This is a genomic window from Brucella tritici, from assembly GCF_902825325.1.
GTDB lineage: Bacteria > Pseudomonadota > Alphaproteobacteria > Rhizobiales > Rhizobiaceae > Brucella.
On sequence record NZ_CADEAR010000004.1, the window covers coordinates 155,460 to 173,469 of the forward strand.

Genomic DNA, 18,010 nt, shown 5'->3' on the forward strand with positions numbered 1-18,010 from the left:
TCAAAAGCCCTCCCGGTCTGGCCGGGAGGGCTGTCGATTAGCTGTCCTTGGTAAAGGTGTTGTCGACCTCGCCACGGAAGAAATCGCGGCCATATATCAGGAAGCACAGGACGACTCCGGTTGCAAAAGCCCACGCGGCGCCGCGCGTCGCAAGAACCGCACCGACCACGCCGGCGATGCCGAGATCTCGCTGGGACCGTGCCTCAAGAATACCGACGCGAACCGAAACATATCCCTGAATGAGCAAGGTAAGTGCGAGTGCGACGCCGAGGATCGGCTGCACTAGCGTTACGATTGGCATCAGAAACAAGCCGGTGTTGGTTCCCCACCGGAAAGACCCCGCGCCACCGAAAAGCGAATGCATGGCCTTCTTGCCCTGCGAGAAACGCTCGGTAATGACGACGTGCATGGCGGACCAGAGCGGGCCGCACATACATACGTCCGGTCCAAGGACACTCATGGCCGCGTTGCGTCCGCCAAAAATGAGATGAGCACGATCAGGGCTGTAGTCTATCTTTTCGTCGGGGCGGGCTTCGTCGGCTTCCTTCAGGATTGCCCGGCTTTGCAAAACATCGCCGAAAAGAACGATATAGGCGGCGAACATGGTCGGAATAGCCGTAATGAACATCGACAGCGGCGGCAAGCCAAGTCCGAATACGGTATATTCACGCCAAAGCGTCGAGAAGTCGGGGCTGGTCAGCGACCATTCAAGCTTTGGCCAGGGTGCTTCGCCGAAGAGCGGGGCTATGATTACTGCGAGCAGGATAATCGGGAAAACACCCAGTTTTCCAATGAGGGCCAGTACCGGATTGCTATTTTTAATACGTGCGAACTGGCGCGAGAATATCACGTAGAAACCGAGGCCAACGGCAATGGTGATTGTGAACGGGGAGCTGTCGAAACGACCGCCAATCTGAAACACCGATATGACGGCGGCAAAGCCCGCACCAGCAATGATGCCAGCCTTGATCGCTGATGGGATCAGTTGCACGACGCGATGTGCAAGCCCTGACGCTCCTATAAAGATCGAGAATATGCCCAGCATCATCTGGAAGGCAACAAGTGCATGAACGCGCTCTGGCCCTTCGGGGAACGTGGTGCAATAGGCCATCAGAAGCGGAATGGCAGGTGTGATCCAACCCGGAACGACGGGATCGCCGAGCAAATGGTGCGTCAGATAGAACAACCCGTTCAGGACGACCACGGCGAGGGCCACTTCGAAAGGCATGCCAAGGAGTTCAGTCATAAGCGGGATGGCGGACAGGTCCACCGCACACATCAGCAGGCCTTGAAAATAATCAGGCCATTCGAATTTATAGTGAACGAAAGGCAGGCGAATTTTGAACGGTCCGGCAGACCAAAAAGGCTGCTCCTGACCGTCGATACGTTCAGTGCTCAATTTATTCTCCGCAGATATAGAGCCAAGCTGCGGAGAAGTGGCAGTCAGCTCACTTCTCCGGCGCTTGGTCCGTCAGTTCGTTATGTTTGATCAGAAAGCTTCGCGATAAAGCGCCAGAGCGTCGGCCTCAGTCACATCGACCGGATTGTTGCCCAGAAGCCGCGTTTGCAGCATCGCGTCGCGCGCCAGCATTTCAAGACTGTCTTCGGTCACGCCGACATCACGCAGGCGGCGCGGTGCGCCGGACTTGTTCATCAGTGCTTCCATATAGGTGACAAAGGCCGCTGAACGCTCTTCCGTCGTGCCTTCGGATTTCTCCAGCAGCAGATCGGCAAGCTCTGCATATAGCTTGGCTGCACCCGCCATATTGTAGCGCAGCACCGGACCAAGCATCAGCGCATTGGAAAGACCATGCGGCACATGGTAGTGGCCGCCAAGCGGGTAAGCCAGTGCATGAACAGCGCCGACTGGCGAGTTGGAAAAAGCCTGACCGGCATAGTTGGCACCAAGTAGCATGGCCTCGCGGGCATGGCGATCATTGCCGTTTTCGCAAGCCGCGATCAGATTGGCCGAAAGAAGCTTCAGAGCTTCGCGGGCAAACGCGTCGGAGAGCGGGTTCTTCTTGATCCGGCTCGTATAGGCTTCAATCGCATGAACCATGGCGTCGATGCCGGTCGCGGCCGTATGAAGCGCAGGCAGGCCGCAAGTCAGTTCCGCATCGAGGATCACGAAGTCGGCGTAAAGCTGACGGGCAACCACACCCATCTTCGTCGTCTCACCGGTGGTCAGAATGGTGATGTTGGTGACTTCCGATCCTGTTCCCGCCGTAGTCGGGATCTGGATCAGCGGCAGGCGGCTGCCCTGGACCTTGCCGATGCCATACAGCTCGGAAAGTTCCTGTTCGGAAACGAGCAGCACGGCCGCGAGCTTGGCGATATCCATGGAAGAGCCGCCGCCCAGACCAAGTACGATATCGCAACCGGCGGCCTTTGCTTGCTCAACACAGGCAAACAATACGGATTCCGGCGGATCGGCTACCACGTCATCGAACACGCTGATACCGAATCCAGCCTTTTCAAGCGAGGCCAGCGCATGGTTGAGGACGCCGGCCTTGTGCAGGCCCTTGTCCGTCACGATCAGAATCTTGCGTTCGGAAAACCGCTCGCCGAGGATTTCGCCGAGGCGCTTGGCAGCGCTCCATTCGACGAGCATCGAGCCGACGGTATCGAACGAAAATGGCTTGATCTCTGTTGTCATCATTCCACCCTTATCACTTTCACCAGCGCCGAGGTCTCTCACTTCCTCACCGGCACACAACGCTGGGCTTATCCCGGAAAAGCTTCTGTCTTGGGAAGGAAGCGCCTCCGTCATTTTCCGATACAGCCGATGCATCGGCGGTTTTGAAGAAAAGCCTGGGAGAAACTTTTCGTTTGTTCAGTATATTGAACAATGTTCAAAACTAAACGACCGATACAGGATAAGAAGCCGGACTGTCAATTTCTCCCTTCGATCAGGAGGGCCAAATCAAGGCTTGAAAGTTCGCGGTCGAAATGCCCCGGAATATAAGCGATTGAAAATGTTCGCTTTCACTTCGGTTGCCATCACACAACTTTGTGAATATTTCAGGAAAAATAACTTGCCGGGCTTCGCCCGAGGCTGCGTTTGAACGTTGCGGCGAAGGCGCTTGCGCTTTGGTATCCGCAGTCCAGCGCAACGGTGACGACGGGCATTCCCGCGGCCAAGGCGGGCAGGGCGGCGAGCAATCGTGCCTGTTGCCGCCAGCGGCCATAGGTCATGCCGGTCTCGCGCTCGAAGTGTCGCATGAAACTGCGCCTGCTCATGCCCGTTCGATCGGCGGCATCGTCAAGGGACGGCTCTGTATCGGGCTCTGCTTGCAGGGCTTCACAAAGGTTGCGGAACCGTTGATCCAGAGGCATTGGAAGATTGAGCGGTTCCGCGGGGAGAAAGGTCAGTTCTTCCAGCAAAAGTTCGCTGATACGCTGTACAAAGGATGTAACAGGCTGGTCCTGCAATTCAACCAGACGCAGGATCAATTCCCGCAATAATGGCGAAACTTCCACCACGCCACAGGACAAGGGAAGGGAGCGGGCCGCATCCGAACGGACAAAGATCGTACGAAACTGGACCGGTCCATGGCTGCGCGTTGCATGTTCCACCATCGGCGGTACCCACACCGCACGATTTGGCGGCACGACCCAGGTTCCGCTCTCCGTTGTGACGGATACCACGCCGGATCGCGCATAGATCAGTTGCGCATCCTGATGGCGGTGCGGCGGCCCGGCAAAAGACGTGTCATCTTGCGCCAGGGCCGATAGGGCGAGCGCAAGCGGCGCAGGGTAGTTCAGCGACATGGGTTGACCCTTTTGCGCTCTATTATGACCCTGATGCGCAAGAATGCCAATATCGGCACGTCTATTATCGGGTGGAGAAGCCAGTTTTCCAGAAAGCCTGAACGTGTCCGCTTGCGCCTGCCACAACATAGTTGTTTCGACGGAGTTGAACACTCCGGCTGGCGGCGCACGCTTGGCTTTTTCGCTTCTTCTCCTTCGACTTACCGGCGACCGTTGGGCCTGATGGCATCCCGGCGGTCGTAACCTGCCGTCAATCCCTTTCCCATTGTCGCAGTCGCTGCTCCGCGCAGCCGAAGGAACTATTATCATGTTGCAGAACCCGGACAGCAAATACCGTCCTTTCATATCTCCAATCGAACTGCCGGATCGCCAGTGGCCGAACCGGCGCTTGACGCAGGCGCCGCGCTGGGTATCGACAGACCTGCGCGACGGCAATCAGGCGCTTGCCGACCCGATGGATGGCGACAAGAAAATGCGCTTTTATCGCATGCTCCTAGAAATCGGTTTCAAGGAAATCGAGGTTGCATTTCCTTCAGCTTCGCAGACGGAATTCAATTTTGTCCGCCGCCTGATCGAAGAGGAACTGATACCTGACGATGTGACCATTCAGGTGCTCACCCAATCGCGAGCCGACCTGATTGCACGCACTTTTGAATCCCTGCGCGGAGCGCGTCAGGCCATCGTCCATCTTTATAATGCGACAGCGCCGCTCTTCCGTCGCGTTGTATTCAAGATGGAAAAGAACGAGATAATCGACCTGGCCGTCTGTGGCGTAACGGCCATGCTGCAGGAAAGCCGGAAGCAACCCGAGACGCGTTGGACGTTTGAATATTCACCGGAAACCTTCTGCTTCACCGAGCCGGACTTTGCGCTGGAAATCTGTGAACGTGTTCTGGATGTCTGGCAGCCAACGCCGGAAAACAAGGCGATCCTGAATCTGCCTGCTACCGTTGAAGTGGCAATGCCGAATGTCTATGCGGACCAGATCGAATGGTTCTGCCGCAATCTTTCCCGCCGCGACAGCGTGATCATAAGCGTCCATCCGCATAACGACCGGGGCACAGCGGTGGCTGCAACGGAACAGGCCCTGCTCGCAGGCGCTGATCGTGTCGAGGGCTGCCTGTTCGGTAATGGCGAGCGCACCGGCAACGTCGATCTCGTTACGCTGGCACTGAATTTCTATACGCAGGGCATCGACCCAAAACTGTATTTTCCAGAGATGCGTTCCGTCGTGAGAACGGTGGAACATTGCAATGACTTGCCAGTTCATCCGCGCCATCCCTATGCAGGCGAACTGGTCCATACAGCTTTTTCCGGCTCGCATCAGGACGCTATCCGCAAGGGCTTTGCCGCGCATGAAACGCGTAATGACGGAATATGGGAAATGCCTTACCTGCCCATTGACCCGAAGGATATCGGCGAGAGCTATGAAGCCGTCATTCGCGTGAACAGCCAGTCGGGCAAGGGCGGCGTGGCGTGGGTGCTGGAACAGGACCGGGGGCTGAGACTGCCGCGTCCGCTGCAAATCGATTTCAGCCGTCGCGTACAGGCATTTGCCGACGATACCGGCAAGGAAACGACCTCTGAAATGATCTGGACGCTATTCAGCGACCTGTATCATTTGAACGCAAACGCCGAATTCGAGCTTCTGAACTACACGGAAAGCAGACCGGCGCGGAGCGGGGAGCCGCGTGTTTTTGCCGGACGAATCCGGCATCGCGGCAAGGAAGTCGTCATAACAGGGCGCGGTAACGGATTGATCTCAAGTGCGGTTTCGGCATTGCAGGCCGGTTGCGATATCGATCTGGAAATCGTCGATTATCACGAGCATTCGCTCAAAAAAGGTACCTACGCACAGGCTGCGGCCTATATCGAATGTCGGACGCAGGATGGGCGGAAAGTTTTCGGCGTCGGGATCGATGACGATATCGCAACCGCGTCAATACGGGCTGTGTTAAGCGCTGCCGCGAATTTTTCTGCGAGCGGTGGCTAAAAAGTGAGGAGGCAGGCAAGATTTACTCTTGACCTCAACCAAGGTTGAGGAACTAGAGAAGCATGGCCGATTATCTGGAGTATCGTCCATGCGCTTGTCGCTCCTTCTTGTTCCCCTTGCCTTTTCCACTGCTCTCATTGTTTCGACAGCCGCCTCTGGTGAAGGGGCGGATGCTGCCGCGGGGGAAAAACTCTTCAAGCGATGCTCCGTCTGCCACACGGCGGATGCCGATGAGAGCAAGCGCGGCCCGTCATTGAAGGGCGTGGTGGGCCGCAAGGCCGCCTCCTATCCGGGCTATCCCTATTCGGATGCAATGCGCAAGGCGGCGTCCGAAGGGCTGGTCTGGAACGAGGATGAGCTGAAGAGCTTTCTCAAGAAACCGCAGGCCATGGTGAAAGGCACATGGATGGCTTTCGCCGGGCTGACCAAGGAAAAAGACCTCGAAAACATGATCGCCTATCTCAAACAGCATTCCGAATAGCTGTTTGGAGCCGATATGGCCGAACGGACATCCCGACGTAAGGCCATGGCCGGTCGGAAACGCTGCGGGGCGATTCCGACCGGCGCCAGAACATTTCCAGCAAAAGTGTGAAACGGTTTTGCGTTCGGAAATGTGGAAAAACAAATAGATAGAGCGGTTCCAACGATGCCGTCAAAACTGGGGCCGCTCTAAGCGGGGACAGAAGCCGAAGGTTGCCTGACATGATGAACACGAACGTGCTGCATATAGACCGCGACGCAATTGGCGCTGTTTCGAAACGAGAGTTCGCGGATGTGATGTCGCGTATGGCCGCGACCGTGTCCGTGGTGACAGCGCGCGATGCTGGCGAAGCCCACGGTCGCACGGTGACAGCGGTGTTGTCGCTTTCCGCCGAACCGCCGATGGTCTTGGTTTCGGTCAAAAGCGACAGCGCACTGGCAACGGCGATCATTTCCGATGGCGGCTTCTCACTCGCCATGCTCGTGGAAGGGCAGGAGATGATCGGCGACGCCTTTGCAGGCAAAATACCGCATGGGCAAAGATTTCTCATTGGGGTGTGGGGCGAATGGCCGTCGGGCAGGCCGCATCTTTTCGGGGCGTCAGCTGCGATAGATTGCGAACTGGCGGGCAGTGTTCCAATGGCGGATCACACGCTTTTTGCCGGGCTGGTAACGAATACCGATTTGCCGCTGCATTCTCGCCCGTTGCTATGGGCGCGCCGCAATTATCGCGCGTTGAGACATGACGCGGATTTATGAGACGCTTGCAATGGCGCGCGGCTGGAGCGCTTTTCTTCCGCGCATCTGAACCAAAAGCCGTTTCACACTTTTCGGGATGTGCTCAAAGGCCTACACATTCGGCATGATCGAGTTTGACGATATGGAACATTCAGGTCTCAAGAAAAGCCTGACAGTTGGTGACGTTTCCCGGCGCGCTGGCGTGGCGGTCTCTACCGTTCATTTCTATGAAACCAAGGGGCTTATCGAGGGCTGGCGCACAGAGGGCAACCAGCGACGTTATCACCGCGCCGTGCTGCGTCGCATTGCCATTATCAAAATCGCGCAACGCGCGGGTATCCCCCTCGCGATCATTCGCGAGGCGCTGGAAGACCTTCCGCATGACCACGTGCCGACAGCGGAAGACTGGAGACGTTTTTCGGAAGCCTGGAAAGGCATGCTTCAGGAACGTATCGACTGTCTGATGCAGCTTCGTGACCAGATAACGAGCTGCATCGGCTGCGGTTGTCTCTCGCTTTCCGAATGCCCGTTGCGAAATCCGGACGACATCCTCGGACAACAGGGCGCTGGCCCCAGAAGATTGATGGCCAAGACCGGCAATCTCACCTGACTTTCGAGCGTCCGAGCCGAGTTTTCCCCACCGCCATTGTGCTCGTTCGCAGTGGCGGTTTTGTTTTGGATTTGGCCGATTAAATCCTGATGTTTTCAGTCGAAATAGCCTATTGACCTCAACGAAGGTTGAGGTTCTATAAACCCGTCGGCAACAATTCAGTTCACGGAGGCCGACAGTGCAAAGTTCGATCGAAGAAACAATTCCGGCGGGGGATGCGGGCTATAAGCCCGCTGGCTGGGGTGAGCTTCTAAGCGGTAAAAATGGCCTCTATGCCCTGGCTTTGGCTGGTGGAGTCACGCTCCACGCGGTCAATATGTACATCGCGACCACAGTCATGCCGAGCGTGGTGCAGGATATTGGCGGCATGGATTTCTATGCCTGGGCCACGACCTTGTTCGTCGTGGCCTCCATTCTGGGTGCCGCACTCACTGCGCGGCTTCTGAAAAGTGCCGGTCCAAGAGGCGCTTATGTCGTGGCGACCCTGCTGTTCGCAGCAGGCACACTGATCTCGTCTCTGGCCATCAACATGCCGGTCATGCTGGCGGGGCGGAGCGTGCAAGGCCTCGGTGGCGGATTTCTTTACGCGCTCGCCTATGGTCTCACCCGTGTCGTTTTGCCAGAGCGCCTGTGGGGCCGGGCCATCGGTCTTATTTCCGCTATGTTCGGCGTGGCCACGCTGATCGGGCCGGCAATTGGCGGCATCTTTGCCGAATATGGCGCATGGCGCGCCGCTTTCTGGTCATTGCTGCCGGTATCGGGTCTTTTCGCTGTGGTGGCATTCGCGACTTTGCCACGCTCGAGCTGGGATAAAAACGAGCGTGTTTCCATTCCGATTCTTCAACTCATCCTCTTGACCGGCGCTGTCCTTGCGGTTTCAGCGGGGAGCCTGTCACAGGAAACGCTATGGAAGGTCGTCGGTTTGGGTGCGGCGATATTCATGATCGCCATCATCACAGTCGTGGACCGCGACGCCAAGGCACGTCTCCTGCCGCGCCGCTCGTTCAGCCTGTCGACGCCGCTCGGGCCTCTTTACCTTACGATCGCGCTTTTGATGCTCAGCATGCAGCCCGAAATATACGTGCCTTATCTGCTGCAGCACTTGCATGGCCAGTCTCCGCTCTGGGCAGGATATCTGGCGGCACTTATGGCAATCGGCTGGACGGTGGCATCCTTCCTCAGTTCCAGATGGCAGGAGAAGGGGGGCGACAAGCTTGTCGTTGCCGGCCCTGTTCTGGCGCTCGCCGGTCTTGTCCTGCTCGCCATATTTCTCCCGATCCATGGAAACGGCAACTGGTTGCTGCTCGCGCCCGTCTGCCTTGGGCTCATCCTGATCGGTTTGGGGATCGGTCTTGCCTGGCCAAGCCTCGTTACCCGCGTCTATCAGAGCGCTCCGTCCACCGAGCAGGATCTCGCAGCGGGTGGAATGACGACCGTACAACTCTTCGCCATAGCCTTCGGGACGGCTTGCGCGGGGATGATTGCCAATTTTGCCGGCATTGCCGTGCCGGGAGGTGTAGAGGGCGCGGCAAATGCCTCGCTCTGGCTGTCGGTGATATTCGCACTCGCGCCAGCAGTTGCCGTGGCGGTCGCATTCAAGGTTATCCGTATCACCGGCGTAAAGGGTTGACCAATGCCGCGTTTCATCGCCAACATCCTCGATTCCCGTGCCAGCCTTTTGTTGGCGCAGGTGGTCCTTACCTTCATTTTCTGGTCGAGTGGGCTGGCCAAGCTCTTCGACTTCGGCGCCAATGCTGCGGAAATGGAAAGCTTTGGTCTTCATCCGGGCTGGCTGTTCAACAGCGCAACCCTGCTTTTGCAGATTGTCGGATCGCTGATGATCATCTTCAATCGCGGAATCTGGCTGGCTTGTGGTGCTCTTGCCGTCTTTACGATCCTGACCATTCCAGTTGCCCACCCGTTCTGGGCAAAGGAAGGAGAAGAAGCTTTCCGGGATATGACGGTGGCGCTGGAGCACATATCGCTGATCGGTGGTCTCGCTCTTGCTGCTATTCTATCGCGCAAGGTCTAAACCACTGGACGCATTGATTGCCCTGCCTGTACCTTGCCTGTCGTCGGATCGATAGGCAGGGGAGGGCGGGGCATGGACGTGACGATCATAACGGGAGCATCGGATGGTATCGGCGCTGAAACCGCGCGGCAAATCGCCCGGTGCGACCGCGCCAATGCTGCGCTGGTGCTTGCTGCGCGCAATGCGGACAAACTGGAGAGGCTTGCCGCTGAATTGCGGCAAATGGGCAGCTCGGCCCTTGTGATACCCACCGACGTAAAGGATCACGCTGCTTGCATAGCTCTGATCGGCAAGGCGGTTTCCGCCTATGGTCGCATCGATACGCTGATCGTGAATGCGGGCATGTCGGCCCATGCCAATTTTGCCGAGATCAAGCCGGACGATCTCGATTGGATGCATGACCTGATGGAGTTGAACTATTGGGGCAGTGTCTGGCCTATCCATGCCGCACTTCCATATCTCGCTGCCAGCAGGGGGCGGATTGTCGCTGTCTCATCCGTGGCCGGATTGATCGGCGTGCCGGGGCGCACGGCCTATAGCGGAACGAAATTCGCCCTGTCAGGCTTCTGCGAGGCGCTTCGCGCGGAACTGGACCCCAGCGGCATTTCCGTGACAATCGTCTATCCGGGTGTCGTCAAAACCGACATTCGCAAGGTGGGCTATAGTGCGGACGGCAGCGCGCTGGGAAAGAGCGGTGTGCGTGAAGATGACATGATGCCGGTCGAAGAAGCCGTACGACTGATGCTGGAAGGTGTGCGGGCACGCAAGCGTGAAGTGTTGATGACGCGCCAGATGCGATTCGGGCGCTGGTTGAAACTTGTCGCTCCCGCGCTGGTGGATCGCATGGCCCTCAAGGCCATCAAGCCGGAATTCAAACCGAAACCGATCAAACACGCAAAATAAACAGCGATAATCCCTGCTATTCACAGGCCTCACATAATGGTCCGCTAATTTTATGTTTTGCTACCAACTATCCGTTGACGGGTTTTTAACTTCGACTACTATATATAGTGTTCTAGGTTCTTTCGATTCGTTGAGTCGAAAGCTAAGACGGGAATCCGGTGCGTTTCATCCATGACGGATGCGGCAATGCCGGAGCTGCCCCCGCAACTGTAAGCGGAGAGTTCTGTCCATCACGTCACTGGCTCAGGCTGGGAAGGCGGGCAGGATGTTGATCCGTGAGCCAGGAGACCTGCCTTGAACGAGTACGTCCACGGGCGGGGTGTCCGGTTGGCGCGCAATCTTGTGTGGCAAACTATTGCCTTGCCGATTGCTGCCCCGAACTTCCCGCTCATAGCTTCGGGGTGAAGTCCATGTCCAGTCTGTTCAGTTTCGTTTCCGGTCCTCCCTTCGAGGCATAGTCTGTTGTGGTCAGACTGCTCATCGTGGCGGCTGACCGTTTCCTATCTTGTGCTTTTTGACGCGCATCTTGCGATGCGCGAACGGCTTTTTGCGTCTCCTATCGAGAGTATTCCAGTTTAAACCGAACCGTTGGAAATGCTCTATCTCTTTGTTTTTATGCATGTCTTGACCCCAAAACCGGTTCCCATTTTTGGGAGACATGCTCCAGTGAGGAAAAAATGAACGTCACCGTTTACAGCAAGCCCGCCTGCGTTCAGTGCACCGCCACCACACGCGCCCTCGACCGCCAGGGCATCGAATATGAGGTCATCGATATCTCTGCCGATGCCGATGCTTTCCATCTCGTTCAGGGCATGGGTTATCGCCAGGTGCCGGTGGTTGTGGCAGGTGAATCCCATTGGGCGGGCTTCCGGCCGGACATGATCAGCGCGCTCGCCTGAGGGCTGCGGTCACATGAGCCTGATCGTCTATTTCTCCAGCCGGTCGGAAAATACGCACCGGTTTGTCGAGCGGCTTGGAATGCGGTCGAACCGTATCCCGATGGACGGTTCAGGCGGATTGCAGGTGCGCGAGCCATTCGTGCTCGTGTCGCCCACATATGGTGGCGGCGGCTCCAAGGGCGCTGTCCCCAAACCTGTGATCCGCTTCCTCAACGATGAGACCAACCGCTCTTTCATCCGCGGCGTGATTGCCGCGGGAAATAGCAATTTCGGCGAGGCTTTCTGTATCGCCGGCAACATTATCTCCGCCAAATGTCAGGTTCCCTATCTCTACCGCTTCGAGCTTCTGGGAACCGATGAGGACATTGGCAATGTCAAAAACGGGATGGAACGATTTTGGACACGGCAGACACGACCTTGATCCGAGAGCGCGAGGCACGGCCAGTGGCGCAGGATGCGCCTCAAGCGGCGACTTCCAACAGCAACAAACCGGCAAAATCCTCGGACGGGCTGGATTATCACGCGCTCAACGCGATGCTGAACCTTTACGATGACGAGGGAAAAATCCAGCTTGATCGCGACCGGCAGGCTGCACGCCAGTATTTCCTTCAGCACGTGAACCAGAACACTGTCTTTTTTCATAATCTGCGGGAAAAGCTCGATTATCTGGTGACGGAGGGATACTACGAGCAGGAGGTGCTGGATCAGTATTCCTTCAATTTCGTGCGTGACCTTTTCGACGAAGCCTATGCGAGAAAATTTCGTTTTCCGACATTTCTAGGCGCATTCAAATATTATACCAGCTATACGCTGAAAACCTTCGATGGAAAGCGCTATCTGGAGCGCTATGAAGACCGTGTCTGCATGGTAGCGCTGACGCTGGCGCGCGGCAATGAACAGCTGGCACGCAATCTGATGGAGGAGATCATTGCAGGCCGCTACCAGCCTGCGACGCCGACTTTCCTCAATGCAGGCAAGAAGCAGCGCGGCGAGCTCGTTTCCTGTTTTCTGCTGCGGGTCGAAGACAATATGGAGTCCATCGGGCGCTCGATCAATTCGGCGTTGCAATTGTCGAAGCGGGGCGGCGGGGTGGCCTTGAGCCTTACCAATATTCGCGAGGCGGGCGCACCTATCAAGCAGATTCAGAACCAATCATCCGGTATCATTCCGGTGATGAAGCTTCTTGAGGATTCCTTTTCCTACGCCAATCAGTTGGGTGCGCGACAAGGAGCGGGTGCTGTTTACTTGCACGCCCATCACCCGGATATCATGCGCTTTCTGGATACGAAGCGCGAAAACGCCGACGAGAAAATCCGTATTAAAACCTTGTCGCTTGGTGTGGTCATTCCAGACATTACCTTCGAACTCGCAAAGAACAACGAGGATATGTACCTATTCTCGCCCTATGATGTGGAGCGGGTTTACGGCGTGCCATTGACCGAGATTTCGGTTACCGAAAAATATCGGGAAATGGTCGACGATGCGCGTATTGCCAAGAAGAAGATCAATGCACGCGAGTTTTTTCAGGTGTTGGCGGAAATCCAGTTCGAGTCCGGTTATCCCTATATCATGTTCGAGGACACGGTGAACCGCGCCAATCCGATTGACGGGCGCATCACCATGAGCAATCTCTGTTCGGAAATCCTCCAGGTGAGTGAGGCGAGCATCTTCGGCGAAGACCTTTCCTATGATCATCTCGGCAAGGATATTTCGTGCAATCTGGGTTCGCTCAACATTGCATCGGCAATGGACTCGTCCGATTTCGGCAAGACCATCGAAACCTCCATCCGCGCTCTGACAGCAGTTTCCGATATGAGCCAAATCGGCTCCGTGCCGTCGGTCGTCCGAGGCAATGATGAAAGCCATGCTATCGGTCTCGGCCAGATGAATCTGCATGGTTATCTCGCCCGCGAGCGGATTTATTACGGCTCGGAGGAGGGCGTCGATTTCACGAATATCTATTTCTATACGGTTACCTATCACGCGATCCGCGCATCGAACCTGATTGCAGTGGAAACGGGCAAGTCCTTTAAAGGTTTCGAGAAATCTAAATATGCAACAGGTGAATATTTCGACAAATATACCGAGCAGCTTTGGGAACCGGCGACGGAAAAGGTTCGAAAAATTTTCGAAAAGGCTGGCATTGCGATTCCGATGCAGAATGACTGGCGCGATCTGAAAAATGCGGTGATGGAGGGCGGGCTTTATAACCAGAACCTTCAGGCCGTGCCGCCGACAGGCTCGATTTCCTACATCAATCATTCGACGTCATCGATTCATCCGATCGTGTCGAAGATTGAGATCCGCAAGGAGGGCAAGATCGGTCGCGTCTACTATCCGGCAGCGTTCATGACCGATGACAATCTCGATTACTATCAGGACGCCTATGAGATCGGGCCGGAAAAGATCATCGACACTTACGCGGCGGCGACGCAGCACGTCGATCAGGGCCTATCTTTGACATTGTTCTTCCGCGATACCGCAACGACACGCGATATCAACCGCGCACAGATCTACGCGTGGAAGAAGGGCATCAAGACCATCTACTACATTCGCCTGCGCCAGATGGCGCTCTCCGGCACGGAAGTGCAGGGCTGCGTTTCCTGCGCCCTCTGACCACTGGTGATGACCAATGAATATTCAAGCGAAAACCAAGAACCCGAAACCCGCCGCAGTGCGTGCGATCAACTGGAACCGGATCGAAGATGAGAAAGACCTTGAGGTCTGGAACCGTCTGACCGGCAATTTCTGGCTGCCAGAAAAGGTGCCGCTTTCGAACGATATTCAGTCGTGGGAAACGCTGAAACCGCAGGAAAAGCAACTGACGATCCGCGTTTTCACCGGGCTGACACTTCTCGATACGATCCAGAACGCAGTCGGTGCCGTGAAGCTGATAGATGATGCAGCGACGCCGCATGAAGAAGCGGTGCTGTCCAACATCTCCTTCATGGAAGCGGTTCATGCACGATCCTATTCGTCGATATTCTCCACTTTGTGCCTGACGCCGGATGTTGACGATGCCTATCGTTGGTCCGAGGAAAACGAATTCCTGCAGCGCAAGTCCGTTCTGATCCTGGACCAGTATCGCGCGGATGATCCGCTGAAAAGGAAAATCGCCAGCGTCTTTCTGGAGAGCTTTCTGTTCTATTCCGGCTTCTATCTGCCCATGTACTGGTCGAGCCGGGCAAAGCTGACCAATACAGCCGATCTTATCCGGCTCATCATCCGTGATGAGGCTGTGCATGGCTATTATATCGGTTACAAATTCCAGCGCGGACTGGAACGCTTGAACGAAGAGCAGAAGCAGGCAATCAAGGATTTTGCCTTCGAACTTCTTCTGGAACTTTACGACAATGAGGTTCGCTACACGGAAGCGCTATATGATGGTGTTGGCCTAACTGAAGACGTCAAGAAATTCCTGCATTACAACGCCAACAAGGCCCTCATGAACCTCGGCTATGAGGCACTCTTCCCGGCTGAAGCGTGCAAGGTCAACCCGGCGATCCTGTCCGCTCTTTCACCGAATGCAGACGAAAACCACGACTTTTTCTCCGGTTCTGGCTCTTCTTACGTCATCGGCAAGGCGGTCGCGACTGAGGATGAAGACTGGAGTTTCTGATGGCATCTCGGCGCCGCGTAACACCGGTGCCGAAGTTTTCTGTTCTGGAGATGACGTTGACGTTGCGGTCTTGTTTTGCGACACATGAATGATGCAGACCGCCATCACAATCGATCAGGACTATCTCGTAACACGGCTCAAGGCGCTTCTCGCCATACCGAGCCCGACCGGGTTTACCGACGAAGCCGTGCGTTATGTTGCGCGCGAGCTGGAGCATTTGGGACTTGAGGTTATGCTGACGCGCCGGGGGGCTATTCGCGCGCGCAGGGTGGGCCTGACGGAGAGACCGGCGCGTGGGATCGTATCGCATGTCGATACACTCGGCGCGCAGGTAAAATATCTGAAGGAAAACGGACGGCTGGAACTGGTTTCCATCGGTAACTGGTCAGCGCGTTTCGCTGAAGGTGCCCGCGTTTCCATCTTTTCGTCCAAAGGAATTTATCGCGGTTCGATCCTGCCGTTGAAAGCTTCCGGCCATACATTCAATGACGAAGTCGATACGCAGCCGGTCGGCTGGCCTTATGTCGAACTCCGCGTCGATGCGCTCGCCCGAAATCGTGATGATCTGCTGCAGCTCGGTATCGATGTCGGTGACATAGTTGCTGTCGATCCCGCGCCCGAATTCATCGATAATGGCTTTATCGTCTCGCGTCACCTTGATGACAAGGCAGGCGTTGCAATCATGCTTGCGGCCCTCGAAGCGATGCAGAGAGCCAATGTGGAAACGCCGGTCGACAGCTATTGGCTGTTCACCATCGGCGAGGAAGTTGGAGTGGGTGCCTCTGCGGTCGTTGTGCCGGATATTGCCTCGCTGGTCGCCATCGATAATGGAACGACTGCACCAGGCCAGAATTCATCGGAGTTCGGTGTCACGCTTGCCATGGCGGACCAGACCGGACCGTTCGATTACCATCTGACGAAGAAACTCTACGAGCTTTGCGGAGAGCATGACATTCAGGTCCAGAAGGACGTGTTCCGTTATTATCGTTCTGATGCCGCGTCTGCGGTTGAGGCCGGGCATGATGTGCGCACGGCTTTGCTGACCTTCGGTGTCGATGCCTCGCATGGTTATGAGCGCATTCATCTAAGCGCTCTGACTTCCATTGCAAAACTTGCAGTTCATTATGCAATGAGCGAAGTCGAGATCAAACGCGATGCCGAGGAAACCGCCAAGGGCCTCAAGGGTTTCACGCATCAGAAATCGACCAAGGCCGAGCAGGATCTCAAGCCTGAAGATACACCTGCAGAATAAACTTGGAACTTTCCGAAATCACAAGCGGGCTGAGGCCCGCTTTTTTTGTCTCGTTAAAATTAATTATGATAATTCATTGATGATCATTGATTTATGCCTATAAATTAGATTCCGACGGATTTGACAAATGAAGGGGAACCCCATGAGAAGGTTATTCCGTGCCGTTCTGACTGCTATGGCGCTTTCGGTCGCCGGGGCGGGCACAGTCGCGCTGGCGCAAACGCCGCCCAATGTGCTGATTGTCGGACAGATTGCGGAGCCGCAATCACTGGATCCGCATACAGTTACGGCCACCAATGATTTCCGCATTCTGGTCAACATTTACGATGGCTTGGTGCGTTACAAAGACGGGACGCTGGAAGTGGAGCCAGCTTTGGCCGAAAGCTGGACGATCTCGGATGACGGCAAGACCTATACGTTCAAGCTGCGCCAGGGCGTGAAATTTCATGACGGATCGGATTTCAATGCTGAGGCGGTCAAATTCAACTTCGACAGAATGCTGAAGGAAGACCATCCGTTCTATAACACCGGCCCATTTCCGCTTTCGTTCAACTTCTCGTCTATCGATGCGGTCAATACACTCGACGATCATACGGTCGAATTCAAGTTGAAGGAATCTTTCGCCCCGTTCCTCTCCAATCTGGCCTATCCAACCGGCCTGATCGTTTCTCCCGAAGCGGTCAAAAAATACGGTAAGGAATTTGGCCGTCATCCATCGGGAACCGGCCCTTTCAAATTCGCAGAATGGCAATCCGGCCAGCGTGTGGTGGTGGAACGCAATCCCGATTATTGGGATAAGGCACCGGCACTGGAAGCAATCGTGTTCCGCCCGATCACGGATGCCAATACCCGCGTTGCGGAGATGATGGCGGGCGGGCTGGATGTCATGGTGGAAGTACCGCCGGACAATCTTGCCACATTCAAGCAGGACGCGAATTTCGTGGTCGCCGAACAGGCTGGGCCCCATGTGTGGTTCACTATCCTGAATGCGAAGAGCGGTCCATTCGCGGATAAGAAAGTGCGTCAGGCGGCGAATTATGCGGTCAACAAGCAGGGGCTTGTCGATAATGTTTTGCAGGGTTCCGCAACTGTTGCTGCGGGGCCGATCCCACCCGCCTTCAACTGGGTCGAGAACAAAACCGAACCCTATCCCTATGATCCGGAAAAGGCCAAGGCGCTCCTTGCCGAAGCTGGTGCAAGCAATCCCGAAGTCACGTTCTATGTGACCGAAGGCGGTTCTGGCATGCTTGATCCAATCACGATGGGTGCCGCAATCCAGGCCGATCTTCAGGCTGTGGGCTTCAAGGTCAAGATTGAAACCTATGAGTGGAACACGTTCCTTGGCAGGGTCAATCCGGGGCTGGAAGGCAAGGCCGATATGGCCGAGATGGCATGGATGACCAATGATCCGGACACGGTGCCTTATCTGACGCTTCGCAGCGACGCACTGCCGGACAAGGGCGGTTTCAATTCCGGTTACTATTCCAACCCCAAAGTGGATGAGCTTCTGGAAAAGGCGCGGTCATCGACCGATCAAACCGAGCGCGGCAAGCTTTATGGCGAAGTGCAGAGCATTGTCCGTGACGATGCACCATGGCTGTTCGTGGCGAACTGGAAGCAAAATGCAGTCACGACCGCTGCCGTCAAGGGGTTCAAGTTGCAGCCGTCCTTCCTGCTGCATTTGAAAGACGTAACCAAGGAATAAGCAGGGAG

16 protein-coding genes and 1 riboswitch are annotated in these 18,010 nt (G+C 55.9%); of the genes, 13 read left to right on the forward strand and 3 right to left on the reverse strand.

What is annotated here, in order from left to right; all coding sequences use genetic code 11:
- Positions 1–37: 37 nt before the first annotated feature.
- From HWX93_RS07375 to HWX93_RS07385, 3 genes are all read right to left on the reverse strand, one after another.
- Positions 38–1,399, reverse strand: a complete 1,362-nt coding sequence (locus HWX93_RS07375; protein ID WP_176036998.1) for a hypothetical protein — start codon at positions 1,397–1,399, stop codon at positions 38–40.
- Between the two features lie 90 nt (positions 1,400–1,489).
- Complete coding sequence (locus HWX93_RS07380) at positions 1,490–2,659, reverse strand: iron-containing alcohol dehydrogenase (RefSeq protein WP_109986762.1); 1,170 nt, start codon at positions 2,657–2,659, stop codon at positions 1,490–1,492.
- A gap of 362 nt (positions 2,660–3,021) precedes the next feature.
- On the reverse strand, positions 3,022–3,771 hold the full coding sequence (locus HWX93_RS07385) for an AraC family transcriptional regulator (protein ID WP_176036999.1): 750 nt from the start codon (positions 3,769–3,771) through the stop codon (positions 3,022–3,024).
- Positions 3,772–4,078: 307 nt separating this feature from the next.
- Between HWX93_RS07385 and leuA the strand changes: the two genes are divergently transcribed.
- From leuA to HWX93_RS07450, 13 genes are all read left to right on the forward strand, one after another.
- Positions 4,079–5,764, forward strand: coding sequence for a 2-isopropylmalate synthase (leuA, locus tag HWX93_RS07390; RefSeq protein ID WP_109986764.1), 1,686 nt, complete (start codon positions 4,079–4,081; stop codon positions 5,762–5,764).
- A gap of 88 nt (positions 5,765–5,852) precedes the next feature.
- Positions 5,853–6,245, forward strand: a complete 393-nt coding sequence (locus HWX93_RS07395) for a c-type cytochrome (protein ID WP_109986765.1) — start codon at positions 5,853–5,855, stop codon at positions 6,243–6,245.
- 221 nt (positions 6,246–6,466) lie between these two features.
- Positions 6,467–7,003, forward strand: coding sequence for a flavin reductase family protein (locus HWX93_RS07400; RefSeq protein WP_176037000.1), 537 nt, complete (start codon positions 6,467–6,469; stop codon positions 7,001–7,003).
- A 121-nt stretch (positions 7,004–7,124) separates the two neighbouring features.
- Complete coding sequence (soxR, locus tag HWX93_RS07405; protein ID WP_176037122.1) at positions 7,125–7,592, forward strand: redox-sensitive transcriptional activator SoxR; 468 nt, start codon at positions 7,125–7,127, stop codon at positions 7,590–7,592.
- Positions 7,593–7,770: 178 nt separating this feature from the next.
- Positions 7,771–9,222 carry an MFS transporter gene (locus HWX93_RS07410; RefSeq protein WP_109986767.1) on the forward strand — a complete coding sequence of 484 codons (1,452 nt, stop codon included), beginning with the start codon at positions 7,771–7,773 and terminating at the stop codon, positions 9,220–9,222.
- Positions 9,223–9,225: 3 nt separating this feature from the next.
- Complete coding sequence (locus HWX93_RS07415; protein WP_109986768.1) at positions 9,226–9,624, forward strand: DoxX family protein; 399 nt, start codon at positions 9,226–9,228, stop codon at positions 9,622–9,624.
- A 72-nt stretch (positions 9,625–9,696) separates the two neighbouring features.
- Positions 9,697–10,527, forward strand: coding sequence for an SDR family oxidoreductase (locus tag HWX93_RS07420; RefSeq protein ID WP_109986769.1), 831 nt, complete (start codon positions 9,697–9,699; stop codon positions 10,525–10,527).
- A gap of 97 nt (positions 10,528–10,624) precedes the next feature.
- Positions 10,625–10,839, forward strand: a riboswitch (cobalamin riboswitch).
- Positions 10,840–11,204: 365 nt separating this feature from the next.
- The gene (gene nrdH / locus HWX93_RS07425) at positions 11,205–11,426 is read left to right on the forward strand and encodes a glutaredoxin-like protein NrdH (protein WP_061346668.1); all 222 of its coding nucleotides are present in this window, start codon (positions 11,205–11,207) and stop codon (positions 11,424–11,426) included.
- A 13-nt stretch (positions 11,427–11,439) separates the two neighbouring features.
- Positions 11,440–11,847 (forward strand): class Ib ribonucleoside-diphosphate reductase assembly flavoprotein NrdI, encoded by a 408-nt coding sequence (gene nrdI, locus HWX93_RS07430; RefSeq protein WP_109986770.1) that lies wholly within the window; start codon positions 11,440–11,442, stop codon positions 11,845–11,847.
- Positions 11,823–14,042 carry a class 1b ribonucleoside-diphosphate reductase subunit alpha gene (nrdE, locus tag HWX93_RS07435; RefSeq protein WP_176037001.1) on the forward strand — a complete coding sequence of 740 codons (2,220 nt, stop codon included), beginning with the start codon at positions 11,823–11,825 and terminating at the stop codon, positions 14,040–14,042. Before nrdI ends, nrdE begins: the two co-directional genes overlap by 25 nt.
- A gap of 16 nt (positions 14,043–14,058) precedes the next feature.
- A complete protein-coding gene (gene nrdF / locus HWX93_RS07440; protein ID WP_109986772.1) occupies positions 14,059–15,045 on the forward strand; it encodes a class 1b ribonucleoside-diphosphate reductase subunit beta in 987 nt (328 codons plus the stop codon).
- 91 nt (positions 15,046–15,136) lie between these two features.
- The gene (locus HWX93_RS07445) at positions 15,137–16,297 is read left to right on the forward strand and encodes an osmoprotectant NAGGN system M42 family peptidase (RefSeq protein ID WP_151663537.1); all 1,161 of its coding nucleotides are present in this window, start codon (positions 15,137–15,139) and stop codon (positions 16,295–16,297) included.
- Between the two features lie 142 nt (positions 16,298–16,439).
- Positions 16,440–18,002 (forward strand): ABC transporter substrate-binding protein, encoded by a 1,563-nt coding sequence (locus HWX93_RS07450; RefSeq protein WP_176037002.1) that lies wholly within the window; start codon positions 16,440–16,442, stop codon positions 18,000–18,002.
- The last annotated feature ends 8 nt before the right edge of the window (positions 18,003–18,010 follow it).